Origin of the sequence: Chroococcidiopsis sp. TS-821 (assembly GCF_002939305.1) — a bacterium.
Lineage (GTDB): Bacteria > Cyanobacteriota > Cyanobacteriia > Cyanobacteriales > Chroococcidiopsidaceae > Chroogloeocystis.
The window spans coordinates 241,664-259,478 of the sequence record NZ_MVDI01000006.1 but is presented as its reverse complement, the minus strand read 5'-3'; the positions used below and the strand labels follow the sequence as shown (position 1 = coordinate 259,478).

Annotated in this window: 16 protein-coding genes; 9 read left to right on the top strand and 7 right to left on the bottom strand. The window is 47.1% G+C overall.

Annotated features, from left to right (window positions below):
• Position 1 precedes the first annotated feature (1 nt).
• Positions 2-478, bottom strand: coding sequence for a Uma2 family endonuclease (locus B1A85_RS16670; protein WP_015328676.1), 477 nt, complete (start codon positions 476-478; stop codon positions 2-4).
• A gap of 8 nt (positions 479-486) precedes the next feature.
• Here B1A85_RS16670 and B1A85_RS16665 point away from each other — a divergent pair, with 8 nt between their 5' ends.
• From B1A85_RS16665 to B1A85_RS16650, 5 genes are all read left to right on the top strand, one after another.
• Complete coding sequence (locus tag B1A85_RS16665) at positions 487-1,197, top strand: IS6 family transposase (RefSeq protein ID WP_015328675.1); 711 nt, start codon at positions 487-489, stop codon at positions 1,195-1,197.
• Between the two features lie 94 nt (positions 1,198-1,291).
• Positions 1,292-1,459: a hypothetical protein gene (locus B1A85_RS24790; protein ID WP_210404522.1), complete on the top strand. Its 168-nt coding sequence runs from the start codon at positions 1,292-1,294 to the stop codon at positions 1,457-1,459.
• A 567-nt stretch (positions 1,460-2,026) separates the two neighbouring features.
• Entirely contained in the window at positions 2,027-2,350 is a 324-nt protein-coding gene (locus B1A85_RS26250) for a transposase (protein WP_210404521.1), read from the top strand.
• A 521-nt stretch (positions 2,351-2,871) separates the two neighbouring features.
• The gene (locus tag B1A85_RS16655; RefSeq protein WP_015328674.1) at positions 2,872-5,184 is read left to right on the top strand and encodes a telomere resolvase; all 2,313 of its coding nucleotides are present in this window, start codon (positions 2,872-2,874) and stop codon (positions 5,182-5,184) included.
• A gap of 221 nt (positions 5,185-5,405) precedes the next feature.
• The gene (locus B1A85_RS16650) at positions 5,406-6,206 is read left to right on the top strand and encodes a tyrosine-type recombinase/integrase (protein WP_015328673.1); all 801 of its coding nucleotides are present in this window, start codon (positions 5,406-5,408) and stop codon (positions 6,204-6,206) included.
• Positions 6,207-6,278: 72 nt separating this feature from the next.
• Here the strand turns inward: B1A85_RS16650 and B1A85_RS16645 are convergent, their stop codons facing one another.
• From B1A85_RS16645 to B1A85_RS16630, 5 genes are all read right to left on the bottom strand, one after another.
• A complete protein-coding gene (locus tag B1A85_RS16645; protein ID WP_015328672.1) occupies positions 6,279-7,355 on the bottom strand; it encodes a site-specific integrase in 1,077 nt (358 codons plus the stop codon).
• Positions 7,356-7,609: 254 nt separating this feature from the next.
• Positions 7,610-7,741 carry a hypothetical protein gene (locus B1A85_RS25675; protein WP_015328671.1) on the bottom strand — a complete coding sequence of 44 codons (132 nt, stop codon included), beginning with the start codon at positions 7,739-7,741 and terminating at the stop codon, positions 7,610-7,612.
• Positions 7,742-8,122: 381 nt separating this feature from the next.
• Complete coding sequence (locus tag B1A85_RS16640; protein WP_015328670.1) at positions 8,123-11,569, bottom strand: DUF3987 domain-containing protein; 3,447 nt, start codon at positions 11,567-11,569, stop codon at positions 8,123-8,125.
• Positions 11,570-12,229: 660 nt separating this feature from the next.
• Entirely contained in the window at positions 12,230-13,675 is a 1,446-nt protein-coding gene (locus B1A85_RS16635) for a helix-turn-helix domain-containing protein (protein WP_015328669.1), read from the bottom strand.
• Positions 13,676-13,892: 217 nt separating this feature from the next.
• The gene (locus B1A85_RS16630; RefSeq protein WP_104547880.1) at positions 13,893-15,248 is read right to left on the bottom strand and encodes a ParB N-terminal domain-containing protein; all 1,356 of its coding nucleotides are present in this window, start codon (positions 15,246-15,248) and stop codon (positions 13,893-13,895) included.
• 150 nt (positions 15,249-15,398) lie between these two features.
• Here B1A85_RS16630 and B1A85_RS16625 point away from each other — a divergent pair, with 150 nt between their 5' ends.
• Positions 15,399-15,827, top strand: coding sequence for a helix-turn-helix transcriptional regulator (locus tag B1A85_RS16625; RefSeq protein ID WP_143755483.1), 429 nt, complete (start codon positions 15,399-15,401; stop codon positions 15,825-15,827).
• A 220-nt stretch (positions 15,828-16,047) separates the two neighbouring features.
• Here B1A85_RS16625 and B1A85_RS26245 read toward each other — a convergent pair whose 3' ends face one another.
• On the bottom strand, positions 16,048-16,233 hold the full coding sequence (locus B1A85_RS26245; protein WP_255348411.1) for a transposase: 186 nt from the start codon (positions 16,231-16,233) through the stop codon (positions 16,048-16,050).
• 378 nt (positions 16,234-16,611) lie between these two features.
• Between B1A85_RS26245 and B1A85_RS16615 the strand changes: the two genes are divergently transcribed.
• From B1A85_RS16615 to B1A85_RS16610, 3 genes are all read left to right on the top strand, one after another.
• Positions 16,612-17,199, top strand: a complete 588-nt coding sequence (locus tag B1A85_RS16615) for a siphovirus Gp157 family protein (RefSeq protein ID WP_015328666.1) — start codon at positions 16,612-16,614, stop codon at positions 17,197-17,199.
• Positions 17,200-17,269: 70 nt separating this feature from the next.
• Positions 17,270-17,416, top strand: a complete 147-nt coding sequence (locus B1A85_RS23990; protein ID WP_155824132.1) for a hypothetical protein — start codon at positions 17,270-17,272, stop codon at positions 17,414-17,416.
• A gap of 47 nt (positions 17,417-17,463) precedes the next feature.
• Positions 17,464-17,805: a hypothetical protein gene (locus B1A85_RS16610; protein WP_168192419.1), complete on the top strand. Its 342-nt coding sequence runs from the start codon at positions 17,464-17,466 to the stop codon at positions 17,803-17,805.
• Positions 17,806-17,815: the final 10 nt, after the last annotated feature.

Genomic DNA, 17,815 nt, shown 5'->3' with positions numbered 1-17,815 from the left:
TCTAGGTTGACTGCCCTGCTGCAAAGACCTGTAAAGCCGTTATTTGCAGATCGGGAAACAGAGAAGAAACAAGTAGCTCGCTACTTTGGAACAATTGTTTTTGATGTTCATCCTCAACCAGAGTGCAAATTGTAATAGTTGGCTTTTTAGGTTTGCCGATATATTCTCTACCACCAATACCCAGATAATCGACAATCCAATACTCAGGTACACCTAACAGAGCGTAGTCCTCGACCTTGCGGGCGTAGTCATTCTGCCAGTTTGTGCTGACGACTTCAACAACTAATTTGATTGAGTCTCCCAGAGTAATTACAGGCTCTTGTTGCCACAACGGTTCGTTTACAAGCCGAGTTTGGTCTAACACAATGACATCAGGACGAAACGCAGTTTGAGTTCCTAGAAGTCTGACAAGACATCGGGGTTGTGTTGCAAAAAACGAGCGAGGTGATAAGCTGAGAAACTCGTGGTTCAGATTCAAGCCTCTCGATGACCAAGTCCAACGTGTTCAAGTGGCGGCACTACCAAGCCCAAATCATCCTTCGTTGTGTCCGATGGTATCTCAGCTACCCACTCTCGTACCACCAAGTAGCAGAAATGGTGAATGAGCGTGGTATGGATATCCATCACACAACGGTGTTTCGTTGGGTGCAGGAGTATGGACAAGAATTAGACAGGCGATGCCGATCACATCTGCGCCCGACCAATAATTCTTGGAGGGTGGATGAAACTTATATTAAGGTGAAAGGCAAGGAGAGATACTTGTATCGGGCAGTAGATTCAGATGGCAACACCTTGGACTTTCTGCTCACAGCCAAGCGTGATGCACAAGCAGCCAAACGATTTTTCCGCAAGGCGTTGAATGCAGTTCACACTCAAGAGCCTCGTGTGATTAATGTCGATAAAAATGCTGCCTATCCCAAAGCGATTGACGAACTTAAAGAGAAAGAACAGCTGTCGGCAGAAGTGCAACTGCGACAGAACAAGTGTCTCAATAATCGCATTGAACAAGACCATAGATTTATTAAAAGGTTAGTCAAACCTGGCATGGGATTTGGCTCGTTCAACACGGCGAGGCGAACGATAAACGGTTATGAAATCATCAACATGTTAAGGAAAGGACAAGTGAAGAAAGTAAAAAAAGGAGCCGTCAAAGAACAGGTGAAATTCATCGCTGAAATTTTTGGAGTAGCTGCATAATTCTTTCCTTCTTCAAGGAGTTTTCTGTTCTTAATAACTTTTTGCAACACAACCGTCTTGCAAGCGGTCATTCTTTTCAATCAGGCGGTGGATCATGACGCAAAGCACAATCAATTCTAATTCAGTGCTCATTGGTATTGACACGCACAAAGACACTCACGCTGCGGTTGCCATCAATGACTTAGGTGCACGGTTCGGTGATTGCATTGTCCCTGCCACTCCAGCGGGATATCAACAATTGCTGGAATGGGCAAAGACATAGAGATTGCTGCTTTTGGCGTAGAAGGAACCGGGTCGTATGGCAAGGGTTTGAGCCAGTTCCTACGTCGTCAAGGACTGAAAGTGATTGAAGTCAGTCGTCCTTGTCGTCGGGGTCAGCAACGCTTGCAGGGCAAGGATGAGCTACTGGATGCAGAAGATGCGGCTCGACAAGTGCTGGCTGGACAAGCCACAGCAATCCCGAAATCGGATGAAGGAGCTGTGGAAATGATCCGGATTCTCAAAGCGGCAAGAGATACCGCCGTCAAAGCTCAAACTCAGGTGATGGTCTCACTCAAAGCGCTGATCGTCACAGCCGATGCAGTCCTACGGGCAGAGTTGGAACCTTTGTCTACCCCTCAGTTGATCAAAGCTTGCCAACACCTCGAAGTCGGAACTCTCGATACGCCGATGGCGACGATGCGTTATGCCCTGGCTGCAATGGCAAAGCGGTGGACACAGTTACATAAGGAAATTGAAGCACATACTCAGCACCTCATAAAGCTCACCCAAGCAGCAGCGCCCGAATTAGTGCAAGCGTTTGGCATTGGTACGGATACGGAGGACCGAAATGCTGCTCACCTTTGGCGAGAATGCAGATCGCGTCCAATCCGAAGCTGCCTTTGCCAAGATGTGTGGAGTTTGTCCGATTCCAGCGTCTTCGGGCAAAACCCAGCGCCATCGCTTAAACCGAGGCGGCAATCGTCAAGCCAATGCTGCTTTGTTTCGCGTCGTCATTGTGCGAATGCGGTGGCATGAACCGACTAAAACTTATCTGGCACGACGCACGGCACAAGGACTATCGCAACGAGAGATCATTCGCTGTCTCAAGCGTTACGTGGCGCGAGAGATTTACCATCTCATTCGCAAATCGCGGAGCACAAAAAAGACTTGACATCTATAGGAGCATCAATACGAAATGATGTTGTACTTCTGTCAGTGCATGACGACAAAGTCCCTTATGCTGTGAGGGCAGCGAGCGCTACCTTTTCTTTCATAAACGTATGCCATAATTCAGGTTTTGTCCGTATAGTCAGATTGACGGAATCACATCAGCGTGGCAATATAGCAGTATAAGTAATTGAGGAGAATAACTGGATAAATTTCTCTCACAGTTCTTGTCCGTAGCTAAGGATACCTTGACTATTTCAACAGAGAATATTCCTTCTGTGCCTAGTTGAGCGCTCAAGCTGCTGGCAAAGTTCCACCCAATATTCGGATTAAGTCAGCATCAGACTTGAAGCGCAATCGCTCATGAGCTTGCTATCATCAAGCACTACGCTTGTACATTTAACAGTCATATACGTTTCTTGTAGAAAGGTTCAATTGTACGCAGGAGCAATTCCGTTCAAGACTTAACTTGACTAACCTACCCCTGATCTATCATCCCTAGCTTAAGCGTCCCTGATAGCACCTATGAGCAATGCCACTCGGTTTGACCTCAGTAGAGAAGAAATTATTGCCCGCTACCGTCAGCGCATTCACAAAGGCAATCGCACTAAGCTGTTGAAACACGAGTTAGAACAGCTAGCACTACATTTTGTTGACCGATTAAAACTGCTTAACTCACCAGATGAGATTGAAGCTTTGTGCACAGCTGAAATTCAACTTTTAGAAGAGGGCTATCCCCAAGCGACAATCGCTGGCAATCAGATACCTTTATACCGCCGACTGATCGAGGATGCAATTTCTACAGGCACTTTGCTCCTAACTAATGAAAATAGTCATATAGTGACTTGGACTAAGCGCAATACGGGAGAACTCGGACAAACACAGGAACACTTCGCGCTTGACTACCTCAAGTACGACCAAGCCACGTACCAACAAATTCGTGGAGAAGGGACAGCAGCGAATAATAGCCGACAAGATAACTTGCAACCAGTGCCACTGCAACGTTACCTCGATACAGCCACTGAATTGCTGGCATCAAACGACGAGCGACATCTAGCGATTGCTATTGCGGCACTGACAGGTAGGCGGCATACTGAAGTGATTAGCAAGGGACACTTTCAACTGACTCACCATCCATACCTATTACACTTTCAGGGACAGCAGAAAAAGCAGATGGGTGAAGATGAGGCAGCACCTGGATTTGACATTCTCACACTCGTACCTGCTACCCAAGTCCTAGAGGGCATCGAGCGGTTCCGCACGCTGCCTGCCATCGAACAATTAGCAGGAGTTGATAGCAAAGACCCAAGAATCCGAGTACTCAATACGCGTATTGACCGCGAGGTCAAACAGCTCTTCCAAGACACTGGCATTATACCTGTATTGGCTGGCAAGAAGACTGTTTCAATTCACAGGCTTCGAGGCGTGTATGGGGCAATCGCGATTTATTTGTTCTGCCCTCCTACCAAACACGAGCACAGGTTTCTCCAGCACTATCTCGGACACGTACTTGACCAGCAGCAGACTGCACCCAACAGCATCGCAACTAGTCATTACTTCCACTACCGATTAGTCAACGAGCAGGGTCAACCCCTAGAAGGTCAGGGAGTGCTACTGGATGCTAATGCGCTACCTTCGCTGAATCAGGATGAAGTACAACTAGAGCCAACGCAGCCACTATCTCAAGAGGAATCAATAGCACTGCTAGAGTCTGTAGAGCCAGTGCTACCAGCCGAGTGGGTACAGGTAGAACCAAAGCAGACCAAACTTACCTCTAAAGCATCCTCTAAAACTACCCCCCATGAGAGCGAACCGGCGATCGCCTCATCCAATAATGATTCAACGTCTAATGATATGACTCTAGCGCCACGCCAACATAGTTTACTGCGAATTTTTAAGGACGAGCATGACCGCTGGCATCAGGTGTTGGATGCGCTCTGCCCTAAGCATAACAACCAGCAGGAAAAGACCTCTGCACTGCTGCAATGGGTTGAAGCACGACTAGGTAGCTCTACTCAAGCCTCGCCAGCGACTAAGGCAGCTATACCAGAGCCAGAGATGGTTGAAGTCAACTCTCGCGCTTCAATAGCTACTGAACAAACGACTCAACATGACTCTACGCACCAAGAGCGGACTTCTGTAGTGGCAGACAGCGCGATCGCAACTGTTGTGGTAGACCAAGCTCGAACCTTGAGTTGGCTCACGGGGAGAATTGAAGCGCTGGAAGCTGAACTGGCTAAGCTTCAAGAACAACGCGAACAAGCGATCGCTATGGTAAAGCAGTCGAGCCAGTTACAGCAGGAGATCGAACACCTCAAAGCCGAGAATCGGCAGCTTAAGCAAGCTGCGGCACGATTTGAGGCGGCAAAAGCGGCTCTCTTGGGCGAGAGTAACTCTACGCCAGCAACAATTCCAACACAAGCTAGGAGTGCCGGCTCTGCTCCTAGCGCTCCTACAGTACATGACCAAAACCAAGTGCAGGAGCAGACCCAACAACAGCAAGTGCCGCATACGATCAATCCTGGCCCGACTCAGATTTCAGGAGGGGCTACACCTAAACCAGCTAGAAGCGGTGGCGCTCTAGACCGAGCACAACGTATCTTTGCCGCTATTTGTGAATGGAACCAACAACATCCTCAGGATACTTGGGCGATTACTGTCGGTTTACTCGAAGAGACTTTTGGCATTAATCGTAAGGCGGCTAAGGAGTTTGTCCGCAAACACCAGAATTTGATTGACGAACACCATGCCCAGATTGGCGTAGACAATCAACGCGGGCACAATCGGGGTAAGGATGCAGTAGCGCTCAAAGCATTCGTGCAGCAGTTTAATGCATAAGCCAATCGCCTACTTGGGTAATCAGAACGCTGCGATCGCATCAGAGCGCTGCGCTCCGCGCATTCGCTTGTAGCATTATCATGCATTGCCCAGTTTGAGAGCAGGGGCCAGTTGCTATTTCTACAACTTTGCCGAAAACATTCAAAAGTGGAAATGTGGCTCCCTGACGCTACTTTTTTGCTGATTAGGCTTCTAGAGCGATCACATTTTATTGCAGTATCATGACTACGGTAAACCTTTTCGGCAAAGTTATCCGCGTGCCTTCTCCACCCCAGAAAACTCCTTTTATCGAACGTCGCGAACGCGAGTTTCTCTACCTTGAAGAAGTCGATGCGCTGATTGCTGCCACCGAGGCAACGCGCAACCCGATTAGAAATCAAGCTCTGGTGCTGTTGTTGTTCTGCCAAGCCTTACAACCCGTCGAATTGTGCTGGCTCCTCTGGCGCGACCTCAACTTTGCCGAAAACACTCTCAAAGTGGCTCGCAATCGCGCTACACTACAGCGCTACCAAACTCAAGTTGTTGTTAACCTTCAACCGTTGTGCGCGGCTGAAATCAATATCCTGCAACAGCTTCAGGAGCGACGCACAACTGAGTGGTTATTTGTCTCGGAGCGGCGAAAACGCCTGAGTGCCCGTTCGCTGCATCATCAAATTCAACAAGCTGGGGAAATTGCACAGCTTCCTTTTCCTGTTCATCCGTATATGCTACGGCGAACTGGGCTTTACTATCGCGCGGCGCTACTGCTTGCGAGTACGAGCTTATCTTTACGGCAATGTTGTCTACTTTGGAATTGGGATAGAGCCAACGTTCCCTTTTCTGCGAAGGAAAAACAAGAGTATCTTGCCATTAGTTCAAAGCAAAAATCTGCGTTTTTGATAGCGCTAGAGCGGATGAAAGCTTTTACTGGGATTAAGCTGGATGAAAACGTTATTGATTATCTGCTGGGTGCTTTTTTGTTGTTTCCGCGCCTTGAGATGATTCATCACAATTACTGGCTCGCTCCGGTGCAATGGCATTGATAAAACTTTGCCGAAAATATTTGGGCTAGTCGGTCTAGCTTTTAGGCAGACCTCAACAGCGGCAAACAAGTATCAGCCATCAGGTTCTGGCTGAGGAAAAAACAACCGTTCGACTGCCTGGCGCTTGGTTTGGTCTCCCCGCCGGTCGTACTTTGATGTCGTTAGGGGCGAGGAGTGACCTGCTAGCTTTTGCACGGTAAACACGTCAATCCCCCCATCCAGCAAGTCCGAACAGAAAGTTCGGCGGAAGTCGTGGGGAGAAAATTCTTCCACTCCTGCCCGCACAGAGAGCTTTTTGACGATCTTCAACACGGCATCCCCCGACATATGTCGCAGTTCTACTTGCCCTCCCTTACGCACGGGGCAGATCAACGCCCCTCTCTTGCGTCCTCGGATTTCAAGCCACGCTTCTACCAACTTAACTGCGGCTGCGGGCAAATAAACAGTTCTGTATGACTTGCGCTTAGCAGAGCAAATCTCTAATTCACCCGTGCTGGAGTTGTAGTCTTGCAGTTTGAGCCGCGTCAATTCCTGCCGACGAATGCCACCGCCGCGCAGTATAGCTAATATTGCCGCATCTCGAATTGCGATAGTGTTAGCCTCATCGCACTCATCTAGCAAAGTGGCAATTTCCTTGTTGGCGAGGGCACGACCTCTCAATTTCTGCGGCGGCGTATCAATGCGCGGCAGATCAGTGGCACGAGCATAATCTTCGTAACTCATCAACCCCAGTCTAGCCGCTTCTTTAAGCACTCGCCGCAGGGCAGCCACCATTTTTTTCGCCGTTGCCGGAGCAAATCGCTCGACAAGAATTGCCCGCACTGCCGCCGTGTGTTGGTAGCTCAGATTAGACCAATCTAAAGTCAAGGCATCGCACTCGCCATCAGTTAGCAAAGAGGCGATCGCGTTCAAGCTGCGACGCATGGTGGCTCTAGAGCCTTGACTTAAAGAAGCCAAGTACACCGATGCTGGGTGCAGGGTAGAAGGTACGGGCGCGAAAAGTTTGAGACTTTTCACTCCACCTGAGGTAAGCGAGCGCCTACCACGGTGGGGCGATTTCCTTTGTTGTGGTTCGCTTTGCTTTTCGCCCTTGTTTTTCGTTCTCTCAAGTTGCTTGTTAGATGCCGCCAATCGGTCAGTTTCAGACATTTAGTCGTTGGAACTGAGGTTCTCAATAACTATTTTTTCACGAAAACTACACTAACAGCGATGTCGGGAAAGCACATTGCACATAACAATGAAAATTGTGCGCATGTAACCCACAAGTGTCGTAATTTCTAGAGTTGTCTAAAAACTCGGAGTGCTAAAAGTAGACAAGACCCCATACGTCAAGAAATTTTGTAGAAGAAAACTAGTCTGTACAAAAATTTAATTGTTACGCTGAAAATGCGGTCGTTGCTTTTTTAGCGTAGTTGAGCTTTGATAAATTCCAATTCCTTGTTGATTGCTAGCTCTAAAACAGGGTCGTCAAGAACATTACAAGTAGCAATACCAAATTCGAGTAGAAAGACAGCTTCTACACGTTGACCTTTCATAGATTTTGTCTTGGCTTCATCCTACAAAGCAATAACGAATGCATTTGCTTCTTGATAAGTATTGAAAGAACTAACAACTTTTTCGGGTTTAGGCTTTTTTAGCTGCTCGATAATATCCGAAGTGCTATTTACAAAAGATTTTTGGTTACATAAATCTGGTTCTGAAGAATGCGAATTCACCTCATTATTTGCTGCTCAAGCGCTGACCGCCTTTACTCAAAGCTTTATCGACTTTGATTTCTAGCCAATGTCGTTCTCATTCCTCTTCTGGGTAAGTTCCTCTAAGACTGCGATTTTTACTGTAGTAGTTTACTTGTATTAGGCATCGGCTAAAAACCTCTTGTTGGTTTCAAGAGCAGCAATCCTGGCTTCCTGTTGGTCTTAAGCAAGAGAGATCGCCTCAATTACCTTGAGATCAAAGACAGAGATGGTATTGCCATCAGGAGTTTGAAAATTCCATCGCTGTTGACCTGTTTCTTGAATCGTCACTGAAACAAACTGGCAATTAGAAAAGTACTCCCAATAAAGTTCTAAACTTTCTGCACTCTTTCTTAGCTGTCGAATCGTAAAACTTAACTGTTTCAACACAACATCTCGCAGCTTTTCTGGTATCCAAGCCAACTGAGAAAGCGCATCGGGAGCAGAACACAAATGTGTGGTTAACAAGTTAACAACGCGATCGCGTTGCTGCGAACTCATGCAACTAGCAGCCTGCATCAGCTTTTTGGCACTGCGTACCTGTTGTGCCAACTCTACCCAGGTGGCACAGCCCAACACTTTTGCTGCCAATTCTCGTGCAGTTGGTATTTGCTGTGGCAACTCTGTTTGAAGGAGTGCAATTGGTGCGATTGGTGATGAATTGGCGATCTCACCAACTGCAAGAGTGCAAGTATTAGCAAAGCTTTGGGTAGTTGAATTGGTGAATTGGTGAGGACAGTGCCGTGTGGGGGTGTCCCCCGTTGAGGCAACTGTCCGGTGGGGAGAGGCGTAAGCGTTGCCCTCTTGAGTTATTGCTTCACTCGGCTGCTGAGAAGTAATATGGGCATCTTGTCCATCAATTTCATCAATTAGTGTTTGTAAGTTAGTACTAGTAAAGTTTTCAGCGATTGGTGATGCCACCAACTTACCACCAACAACCACCAATTCTTTATCATTGGCATCTGATTGAGTGTTGGGGATGTAGACCATCTCGCTGCCTTCACCTTCAATCCGACCGTGACCTGCTGCTGCTAACGGCTGAAAAATTGAGCAGCGAATTTTTTCTACTGCCCAGTTTTTTAGGGCATTGATCCGCGTCTTGAGGAACGATGCCCCTACACCCTTGCTACACTTAGTAAAAAACTTCTCTGCTTGAGTTTGTACCTTGAGAAAAAGCCCCTCTAGCTGGCGGTTAGGTGCGTTGTGTGCATGAATCAGCTTGTGCTGCCATAGATAGAACGAGGCAATTTCAATTGCGTATTGCATTGTCTCGCCACTAATAACTGGCAGCGGCTGTTCGCCTTGTAGCACGGCATTAACTAGATGCAACCACAAAGCAATGCGGGCAGTGTAAGACTCAATCTTGGCGTATACTAGCGACAGCCCAAAATGCACTTCCTCAATCTCAGCATTAACCAAAGTATGGTTCCACCCCTGGAACAGCACTTTAGCTTCGTGGGAGAGTAGGTAGTCGGTTTGGGGCAGTTTTTCTAATTCCCCATACAACTCCTGCAACTTCTGTTTGAGAGTATTGGCAGAGCGAGAAGACAATAGATCGAGATACCTAGCTGGTGCATCGACAATCGAGCAGTAGAGAAACCGAGACGAGTAACCGCTGGCAATGAAGTTAACTTCGTCTGCCATTAACCGCGCCAACGTATCCCATTGGTACGTTCCCGTCTTGCTCAAAGCAACGCGACCTAAAAATAGCCGCGCATCGTGACGGTCGAAATTACCGCCAGAACCATTCCAAAACGATAGTTCTAGTTGCAAGTCATCGCCCTTACCGCTCTTATACTGGTTTAAGCGTTGGTAGTCTGCTACTAACTCGTCCAGATATTCCAGCAAGCCGCGTGGATTTTCGTCATGAATGCGAATTTTGGTGGAAGTGGTGACGTTATTCAGCAACCGCCGCTGTCGCACTGGTGGTTTGCTTTCAGCATCCTTGTCATTTTCGTAGTCCTCCATTTGAATGTCGTGGATTTCTTTGGCTGCTGCTTCCATTTCCTCTAGCGGCTTGAGGATTGCCTGTTGGGGTGGAGTTTTGGCTTGACCGCTGTGGGCGACGTTAGCCGTCCAGAAAATACAGGGTTGCGTGTAGCCACCTTCTGGATTAATGACAACCCTTGCTGCCGTGCCGATGCGCGAGGCACTAGAGGCAAGAAAAGTGTTAAATAGGTACTCTGGTGCGGTGGGCATCGCTGCTGCCATAGACACTAGCGGATCGGCTAATGCCTTGTCCAAATAGCGCCCGATATCCAATCGCTTGCGACAACTGGTGAGTATTCCTTGAAAAGACTGGACTGCCGCAATGACTTCGGTGGCTAGTTCGCCTTCAGCCCGAACAATCCTAGCTAGAGAGTTAATCTCGTTATACGTCCGTCCGGTAGCAGTAGCTAAGTCCATCAAGGCGCTGGCAACTGCTGATTCAGTTTCGTGCCGCGAGAGAATTTCTTTAATGCGATCGCACAAAGTTACAGCAGTAACGGGTGGTTTCCCAGTATTGCCAACGTTGCCATGACCAAATCCTCTTCCAGAAACCTGATTATGACTTTTCTGGGTAGCTTGCTGCTGTCGATTTGGTTTGACGTGCTGCTTCCAGTACCATGCTTTAACACAAGCCTCTACTCCTTCTGGTTGACAGCTCGGACCAGGGCGGTCTTTTTCGGCTGACTTCCAGATCGCATCTACCTCAGAAGCAGGTAAGGGTGGGGTGCAGCGGTTAGCGTAGTCTTCCAGCATTTGCTGGGGGTTGCCGTTAAAATGCTGCCCGATAGTTTGAAGATAATTAGCAGTACCGATGAGGTCGCGGGCTAATTTAGCTCCCAATACGTTGCGGCTGCCTTCATTTACTCCAGATTCAAGTAGTAGGCGAGATTCCTTGGAAAGGCACGCTTCTAGGGGGACTGATTCAAGAACTGGAATCCGAATATCTTCATAGCGTTGTCCTTGAGGTGTAGATCCACAAATCGGTTGCAACAGTGGCAGTTTAGTCGCTGGCGGTTTTGGTAGTGGAATAGCAGCGCGTAGCTCCTCGTAGCTATAACGCTTGTCTCCACAGTGAATGATGTTGCAGCGTACTGGTTCGCACCCAGGTTTAATATGGTAAGAACCAGCCAGTCTCATCACTCGACTGGGATTTTTCAATGCTGGGTCGGAACCAGTATAGGTGAGGAGAGCCGTTTGCAATTCTCGCCATTGTTCCACGGCGATCGGTTTGTCAAATACCCAATATGTGTGGACTGACTTGCGGGTAGCAATTTGTAATGAAGGTTCCGGTATCCCCAAGTTTTGCCAAAAATTAATTTGATCTTCAATGGGGCGATCGTCAAATTCACAGAAGATCGCACGGCAGGACTTGACGTCTTCGTCTTTATGTCCCCCACCATTCACCACGATGTAAACGCCATATCCTTGTGCTTGCCAACGTTCTACTTGCTCCCAGTTCAAGCGCTCGGCTTTACGTCCAGTGTTGGGAGCATAGCGGGGATCTTCCTTCGATAAAAATGCTCTGATGTAAACTGCATGCCCTGGTTGATAACCCAGTGCTTCTAGATGAGCAGTTGCTTGGTTGCGATCAATGCAAGGTTTTTGTGATGCGACGAACTGATTTTCGGACTCCTGGAACATCTCGAATCTCCTAGCTGGCAACCAAGACAAATGCAGGTGATCGCAATAACATGACTCCTGAATCCGCTCTGCGCGGAGAAGTCGGGGATAAAACTTGTTCCCAAGTCGGGGTGCTAAGTGAGCTGCATCTGTCTCGGCTTTGACTTTAAAAAGGTGCTTCTTGGTTTTATAACAGATGCCTTTATTGATACCGAGCCATTTTTCGAGCTGATTTGTAATAGTTTTTATTACAACCTGAAGCGAGCGATGCCTGAAACGCTTGCTCTATCGTGACCTAACTCTTATATTTGGGGGTGGGGTTCTAGAGACTTTGGGGGTGGGGTTCTAGATTTTTCGGGTAGGGGGTTCTAGAGCCGTTTGTAATAATTTGGGGGGTGGGGTTCTAGAGTTATTTGTAATATGTTACAAACTTGGGTATCTGGAAGTTTTAGCGTCGAGCGTGGTAATTGCTATAGCCCAGCTTTAAAATAAGTTGATTCTCATAACAGCTCTATATCTAGGGGACTAATAGCAAAAAGCGTGCTTTAAAACCCTGTACATGGGCAATTGTAGGTTTTGTAATAGGTTTTGTAACGATCGCCAAAAATTAGCCAGGAATCAGAGCGCTCGACTCATGACGTTCCGAGCAACCTTCTAGAAGCCTTCGTCGGACGAGTAAGATCAAGAATTTAATGCAAAAGTTCGTTCCAAAATTTCTTGGTTTTCACTTGTCAGGGAACGCTTTTCGTTCTCAATTAGAGAAATTAAGCCTTGGCTGAGTCCGCTAAGTGCGGATAATTTTGGCTGACTCCAACCTTTTTCCTTTCTACGAGCTTTGATTTGGGCACCAGTGAGAGTATATTTTGTCTGGACTGGTAATCCTACTGGTTGTATTTCAGGTTCGCTAGTTCGTCTAGGAGCGATCGCATCTTTTTTCCAACTTTCTGGAGGATCGATCCATAGCTGTGCTGATAGAAGTTGGTCGAAGAATCCTTTCGGTCTGCTCGGGTTGCTGCGCCCAAAACCAGGAGGTCGCAACTGTGGAGGGTAGGTTTCTGGGTGAAAGTAAAGTTGCCAACCTTTGTCGTGCAGGGCTAACAAGTTCTCGTCCCAACTATTAGCAAGTTTTTTACGAAGTTGGCTATCTTGTCTTGCCGCTTCAATTCTTTGAGAGCCGTAGGCAATTTCCATCAGAGTCTGCGCTACATGATGATTCTGCCGATCAATTTTAGATTTGAAGAGCAGCCACACCATCAATCGGGCGGCACCTTCACGATGTTGCCAAAGGCTCATAATATCCTCCAGCAATGCTTTAGATAGTTCGCCGCACAGACAGTAAGCACTAATATCTCTACGTCCTTCATCGTTGAGAAAGTACTTTGCCCATAGCCCAGCTCGAACAGTAAAAGTGATGCCTGTTAGCTCTTTATTACCAAATAAATCTTGTTGATAGTGGTAACGAATTCCTAATAAATGCCAAAGCCTACCTTCCTCTACAGTAAACCCTTTCGCTTTGCCTTGAGCGGGCCAGGAAACATAAGTTGTAATTTTGCAAGGTTGTTGGGCGATTTCTTTAATTAGTGCTAACTTTTGTTGTCGGTTTTTATCGGTACGTTTTTGCAGACCGAGATAAGCTTCGATTTGCCGATCGTCTATGACGAGTTCCTGTTCCCAAGGGCGATCCAACTGCGTAGCATGGGCAGCATAAATCAGGTGCATACAAGCTGCTCGAATGTCAAAAGTATCAATGACAGCTAGAGCCGCAGCACCTGCTAGTGTTGCTGGATATTCATGTTCCAGGTCTTCCGTTACCCAAAACAGGACTACTCCCTTACCATTTTCAACATCTTTGGCGTAGCACAGCTTACCATTGGGATCGGCGCTCCAAGGTAAATCCTTCCTCTGCGTCAGGATACTACTTGCTCCCCAAATTGGCATTGCTGAAGCCATACTGGTTGTTGCTGAATTGACAAAGAGATCGGGACTAGTTTGAGGTCTATCTGTAAGTTGACGTTGCTTTTTGCTATCCTGTTTCTGAGCCACTTGCCGAGTTGAGCGCGTGCGGCGGGTTCCACCTTTAGTAGCTGATTGCTTCGGCTTGCTGCCAGGTATGCTTTTACGCACCATCTCCATTCTACTCCTCAACTTGCACATGACTGTAGTACCAATCGCCAGCTACAAGGTATTGCCTTGCTTGTCCACCGCTTACCTTTAACTGCTACGTAGATTTCCTCTACTCGCCAAGAGTCACCAGTCGCGTATAGGTGGCGGTAACGCTTGTCTAATTCCAAGCTGTAAACTCGTCGAAGCTTTTTACAAATGCTATTATCGTTTGGTTTCCGCATCAGTTTTGCTCTCTTGAGAAATGCAAAGTCGTCAACGGAGCTATTCGATCTGGGGATAAGATTGGTGAGCTTGTTTCGCTCCTATTCAATTCAGAAGCCGCGTCACCTTGTTGGGGGACGAGTTGCTCGGTTGTTATAGAATCATTTGCTAGCCCAGAAGCTATTACGGCTCCGTCATGATTAGCGTTGGAGTCAGCCTTCTCTAGATCAGCTAGGATGAGTGAGTGAATATACTTCTCAATAGTTAAATTATTGGTAGAATAAGCTCTTTGTTGCACAGCTTCTGCCAATTGGGCTGCAAGATAGACGGTATATTTAACAAACGGTTTATCGCCTTTTCCAAAATCTGCTTTATGGTGGGAGATGGTATGCTCTTGCCAGTATTCGCATTCAAGCGCTCGTTGAAATCCATCTTTTTCTACCATGTTGAGAGTGCCGTGCTGGTAGCAATAGATGGTTTGGTTATCAATAGATTTTCCCCTCCAATGACAGTTCCAGCAGCTCTTGTAGGGGTTGTCATTGTCTGCGCGATCGCTTGCTGCTTTGCCCCGATTACCGCTCGAAGAAGACAACTCCTGCTCGTCCGCTTCTGTAGATGCTGCTACACTCGGACTAGGAAGTTGCCGATCGGACTTAAGCAATGCAATCCCGCATTTGACCGACACTTCCCCTGAAGCAATTTTATCTATGACGTATTGGCGTTTCTCAACTGATTCTCGTATGACTCTATAAGCAGCATTTATGCTCTGCTCGTTGAGGATCAAACGGAGTGCTGCCGCCTGCTTGCAATCGTCCAAATCTATTGATTGATCGATCAGCTCCACTACCTTGGCAGCTTTAGAGTAAGTCACCCCCGATCCAAGTCCTACCCGTTGTGCAATGCGATCGCGAACCCTGCCAAAGTCATTTACCAGAGTGGAAAAATTTTTCCACTCTGCTCTAGCCGTATTGTTGTTTTGGGTAGCTAATTTTCGCGCTTTAGCTAACTCTGACTCGATACTTTCCCAAGCCTTGCCTTCTCTTACTTTCTGCTCATTGGTCTTCTGGCGGCTAGCATTCTCTAATAGTAGTGCTTGTAGTTCTGCCAACTCGTCCGGAAATTCTCTCTCTACACAGGGGACAGTTTCAAGGCCGAGTTTTATTGCAGCTTTCCAACGCCGATGACCGCTGATGATAATACTTGAAGGAGTAACAACTAAAGGTTTAATCCATCCACTGCAAGATATCAAATCAACCAAATCAGAAACGTCTTCATCATCGCCGTAAATGCTAGTGTTGCGGGGGTGTGGCTTTAATTGATCCAGGGGAACCAATTTATGAAATATTGACTCTAACTCCTGCTTTGGTTCTCTCACCTTAAAAGCTTTAGTTTATGCAAGTGTATAGTTTATAATGCATTATACATTTATTAGATGGAAATGTAATGCAACGCAAACTTGTGAACTGATCGATCTTTGTCACAAAATAGAAATACGTAAATTCACGTAAAGCACGAACTAGTCTCTGTGGAAAACCGCCAATACCGACTGATAGAGTTAATTGAGTCAATGTTGAGTTCCGGCTGGAACCAAACCAGCTTGAGTAGAGCGATTGGTGTGTCTCAGCCGACGATTGGGCGTTGGCTTGCTGGTAAAAATCTTCCAGAGCCAAACTCAAACAACTTCAAAGGACTGGCACGAGCAACTGGCGGCACGGCTGAATCGCTCTTACTCTACCTAGACAGCGAGGTTTCTCTCGACGAATACCTATCTAGTGGCACAAAATACAGCCGCACGCCCGAACAAATCAAAGCTGATATTCTTAGACTAGACCCAACAGAAATTGCTGCGGTAATAGCTTTCTCAGCCGAAGTCTTAGCTAAAAAGTTTCAATATCCCAACACTGATGCCGTAAGCCAGAACTTACATTCAACTGACAATAAGGTTCCAGCGTGAAGTACCCCGCACTATGCGCTAAGCGCACGCTACGCGAACGTAAAAATACGTGCAGGGCTTCCTGACCTCACCCAAAGAAAGCGGGTGATGCCCAGTCCTACAACAGGCTGTTCGGCGTGAATTTCCCCTCTTCCAGAGGTATTTTTGATTCAAAAAAGAGTATCAGGTTGAGGGCAGCATTTGTGTCACGCTCCCAAAAGCTCTTGCATTCTGGACACTCCTATTCACGAGTAGCAAGAGTTAGATCCTCCTTGATGTAGCCACAGTTAAAACATCTTTTGGAACAGGGGAAAAATCTATTTACATAGCGTATTTCACAACTGTAGATATCCCCTTTATATTTCAATATTGTGAGGAAGTTTCCCCAGGATACATTACTGCAACTTGGGGTCTTCCCGACAGGAATGATAAAGTCTAATATCTGTCTTTTAGGCGGCTGGGCATCATATACTTCTTGGCTTCTCTAGTAATTATGCTCTGTTGCTGTTTCTCCTAGCGTCCTATCTTGGCATCTAAGGCTCGAACCTTGCTTAGATTTTTACAGTTGTTGAGCTGTAACATAGTCACCGCCAACTAGCTCAACTCAGTTTCTTGAGAATATTGAGGCGCTTGCGCGATCGCTGCTTCACGACGATGCTCAAAACAATGCCTATAACTAGCCTTAGCTAGGCGCTATCGCGCCAGCCCCCTTAGCAGTTCTAAATTTATCTACTCCATGACTTCAATAGTGAAATCGGGTTCGACAAACGGTCAGCCTAAGCGTTCCCAATTGCCTATATCTATCATGTCTCAGTCTCTCAAAGGGCTAAGTTTACTAGCTGCAAAAATTTGGAGACAGCTTTCTAGGGCTGAAACCCTGGAAGAAGAAGTTGAAATTTTAACTCACCTGTGGCAAGTTCAAGACGATCGAGAAGCTGCCATTGATGCTCAGGCAGAGTTAGCCGATCAAATTGACGCTGAGATTGCAGCTGTGAAAGCTAGGATGGAGCATTTAGTCAGTATTCACACCAAAGAGCTTGCTCGGCTCGTCCGTTGGCGAGAAAACCTGGATACTACCATCCTGCGTCTGAATGAATCAGGGCTAGTTAGCAGTGAGGCAGCAGGACAGTCTCGGCGAATCCGAATAAAACTCAATCCACCTGCGTGTGAAATCCTCAACATCAATGAAGTACCTCCAGATTACATCACCGTGAAGGTAGTGGAAGAGCGCAAACCAGATAAAACCAAAATTAAAGCAGCTTGGAGTAAAGGTACTCCAGTACCAGGGACTCGCGTGGAACGCAAGCGCAGGGTCGTCTACGAGATTGCCCCGACCAGCCTAGAGCAGATCAAAGGTGAGGTTCAATCCGTAGCTAAACATTCTCGGCGTTAGGCTGGTCGTTACCTATTACTCATTCAATGTGGGTAGTGCCTATTGAAGCTGTTATGTACCAATTATTTGATTGGATCTACCACAATTAAGGGCAGCGATTGATGCTTTCTACAAACCAACCGTTCCGTGGCAAGTGTTTCGCTTTTCCAACCCTGGACAGCCGACTGTTGCCGATTTGCTCAATGGAGGCGATCGCCTCCAAATTAATTGGGCTTAAAGGGACACCCAGACACAAGATGGTGTCTTTGCCGCTTCAGCCTATCGTTGTGCGCCAGGTTGTGCTGTGCATCTACGAGCGATCGGTGCGTGCGGTGGGCGATCGCTTGCGGCTGCCTCTATCCTGATGACATACACGAAGTCTGGTGTATTCAATATCCCCAACTTTATCAGGAGTGGGAAATTCGTAAACAGCATCGGTTGGGGTACAAGTTTAATGTTAAAGTTGGCGATGCCAAGAAGCGAACGAAGTGGAGTCCACCATTCATAGTCGTCAACGAACGAATATTGTCACACGTTCATGGAGTAACTTCTGTTGAAGATTGCGAAGTCAAAGTCGTGGAGAAATTTACTCAATTGCAGCAGATAGAGTTGTGGAGTGCTATTTAATTGCTCTAGT

Excerpts from the sequence above, each read along its gene's own strand:
- B1A85_RS16655 (WP_015328674.1), top strand. The coding sequence starts at position 2,872 with ATGAGCAATGCCACTCGGTTTGACCTCAGTAGAGAAGAAATTATTGCC.
- B1A85_RS16665 (WP_015328675.1), top strand. The coding sequence starts at position 487 with ATGACCAAGTCCAACGTGTTCAAGTGGCGGCACTACCAAGCCCAAATC.
- B1A85_RS16650 (WP_015328673.1), top strand. The coding sequence starts at position 5,406 with ATGACTACGGTAAACCTTTTCGGCAAAGTTATCCGCGTGCCTTCTCCA.
- B1A85_RS26250 (WP_210404521.1), top strand. The coding sequence starts at position 2,027 with ATGCTGCTCACCTTTGGCGAGAATGCAGATCGCGTCCAATCCGAAGCT.
- B1A85_RS25675 (WP_015328671.1), bottom strand. The coding sequence starts at position 7,741 with ATGAAAGGTCAACGTGTAGAAGCTGTCTTTCTACTCGAATTTGGTATT.
- B1A85_RS16645 (WP_015328672.1), bottom strand. The coding sequence starts at position 7,355 with ATGTCTGAAACTGACCGATTGGCGGCATCTAACAAGCAACTTGAGAGA.
- B1A85_RS16615 (WP_015328666.1), top strand. The coding sequence starts at position 16,612 with ATGTCTCAGTCTCTCAAAGGGCTAAGTTTACTAGCTGCAAAAATTTGG.
- B1A85_RS16640 (WP_015328670.1), bottom strand. The coding sequence starts at position 11,569 with ATGTTCCAGGAGTCCGAAAATCAGTTCGTCGCATCACAAAAACCTTGC.
- B1A85_RS16635 (WP_015328669.1), bottom strand. The coding sequence starts at position 13,675 with ATGGTGCGTAAAAGCATACCTGGCAGCAAGCCGAAGCAATCAGCTACT.
- B1A85_RS24790 (WP_210404522.1), top strand. The coding sequence starts at position 1,292 with ATGACGCAAAGCACAATCAATTCTAATTCAGTGCTCATTGGTATTGAC.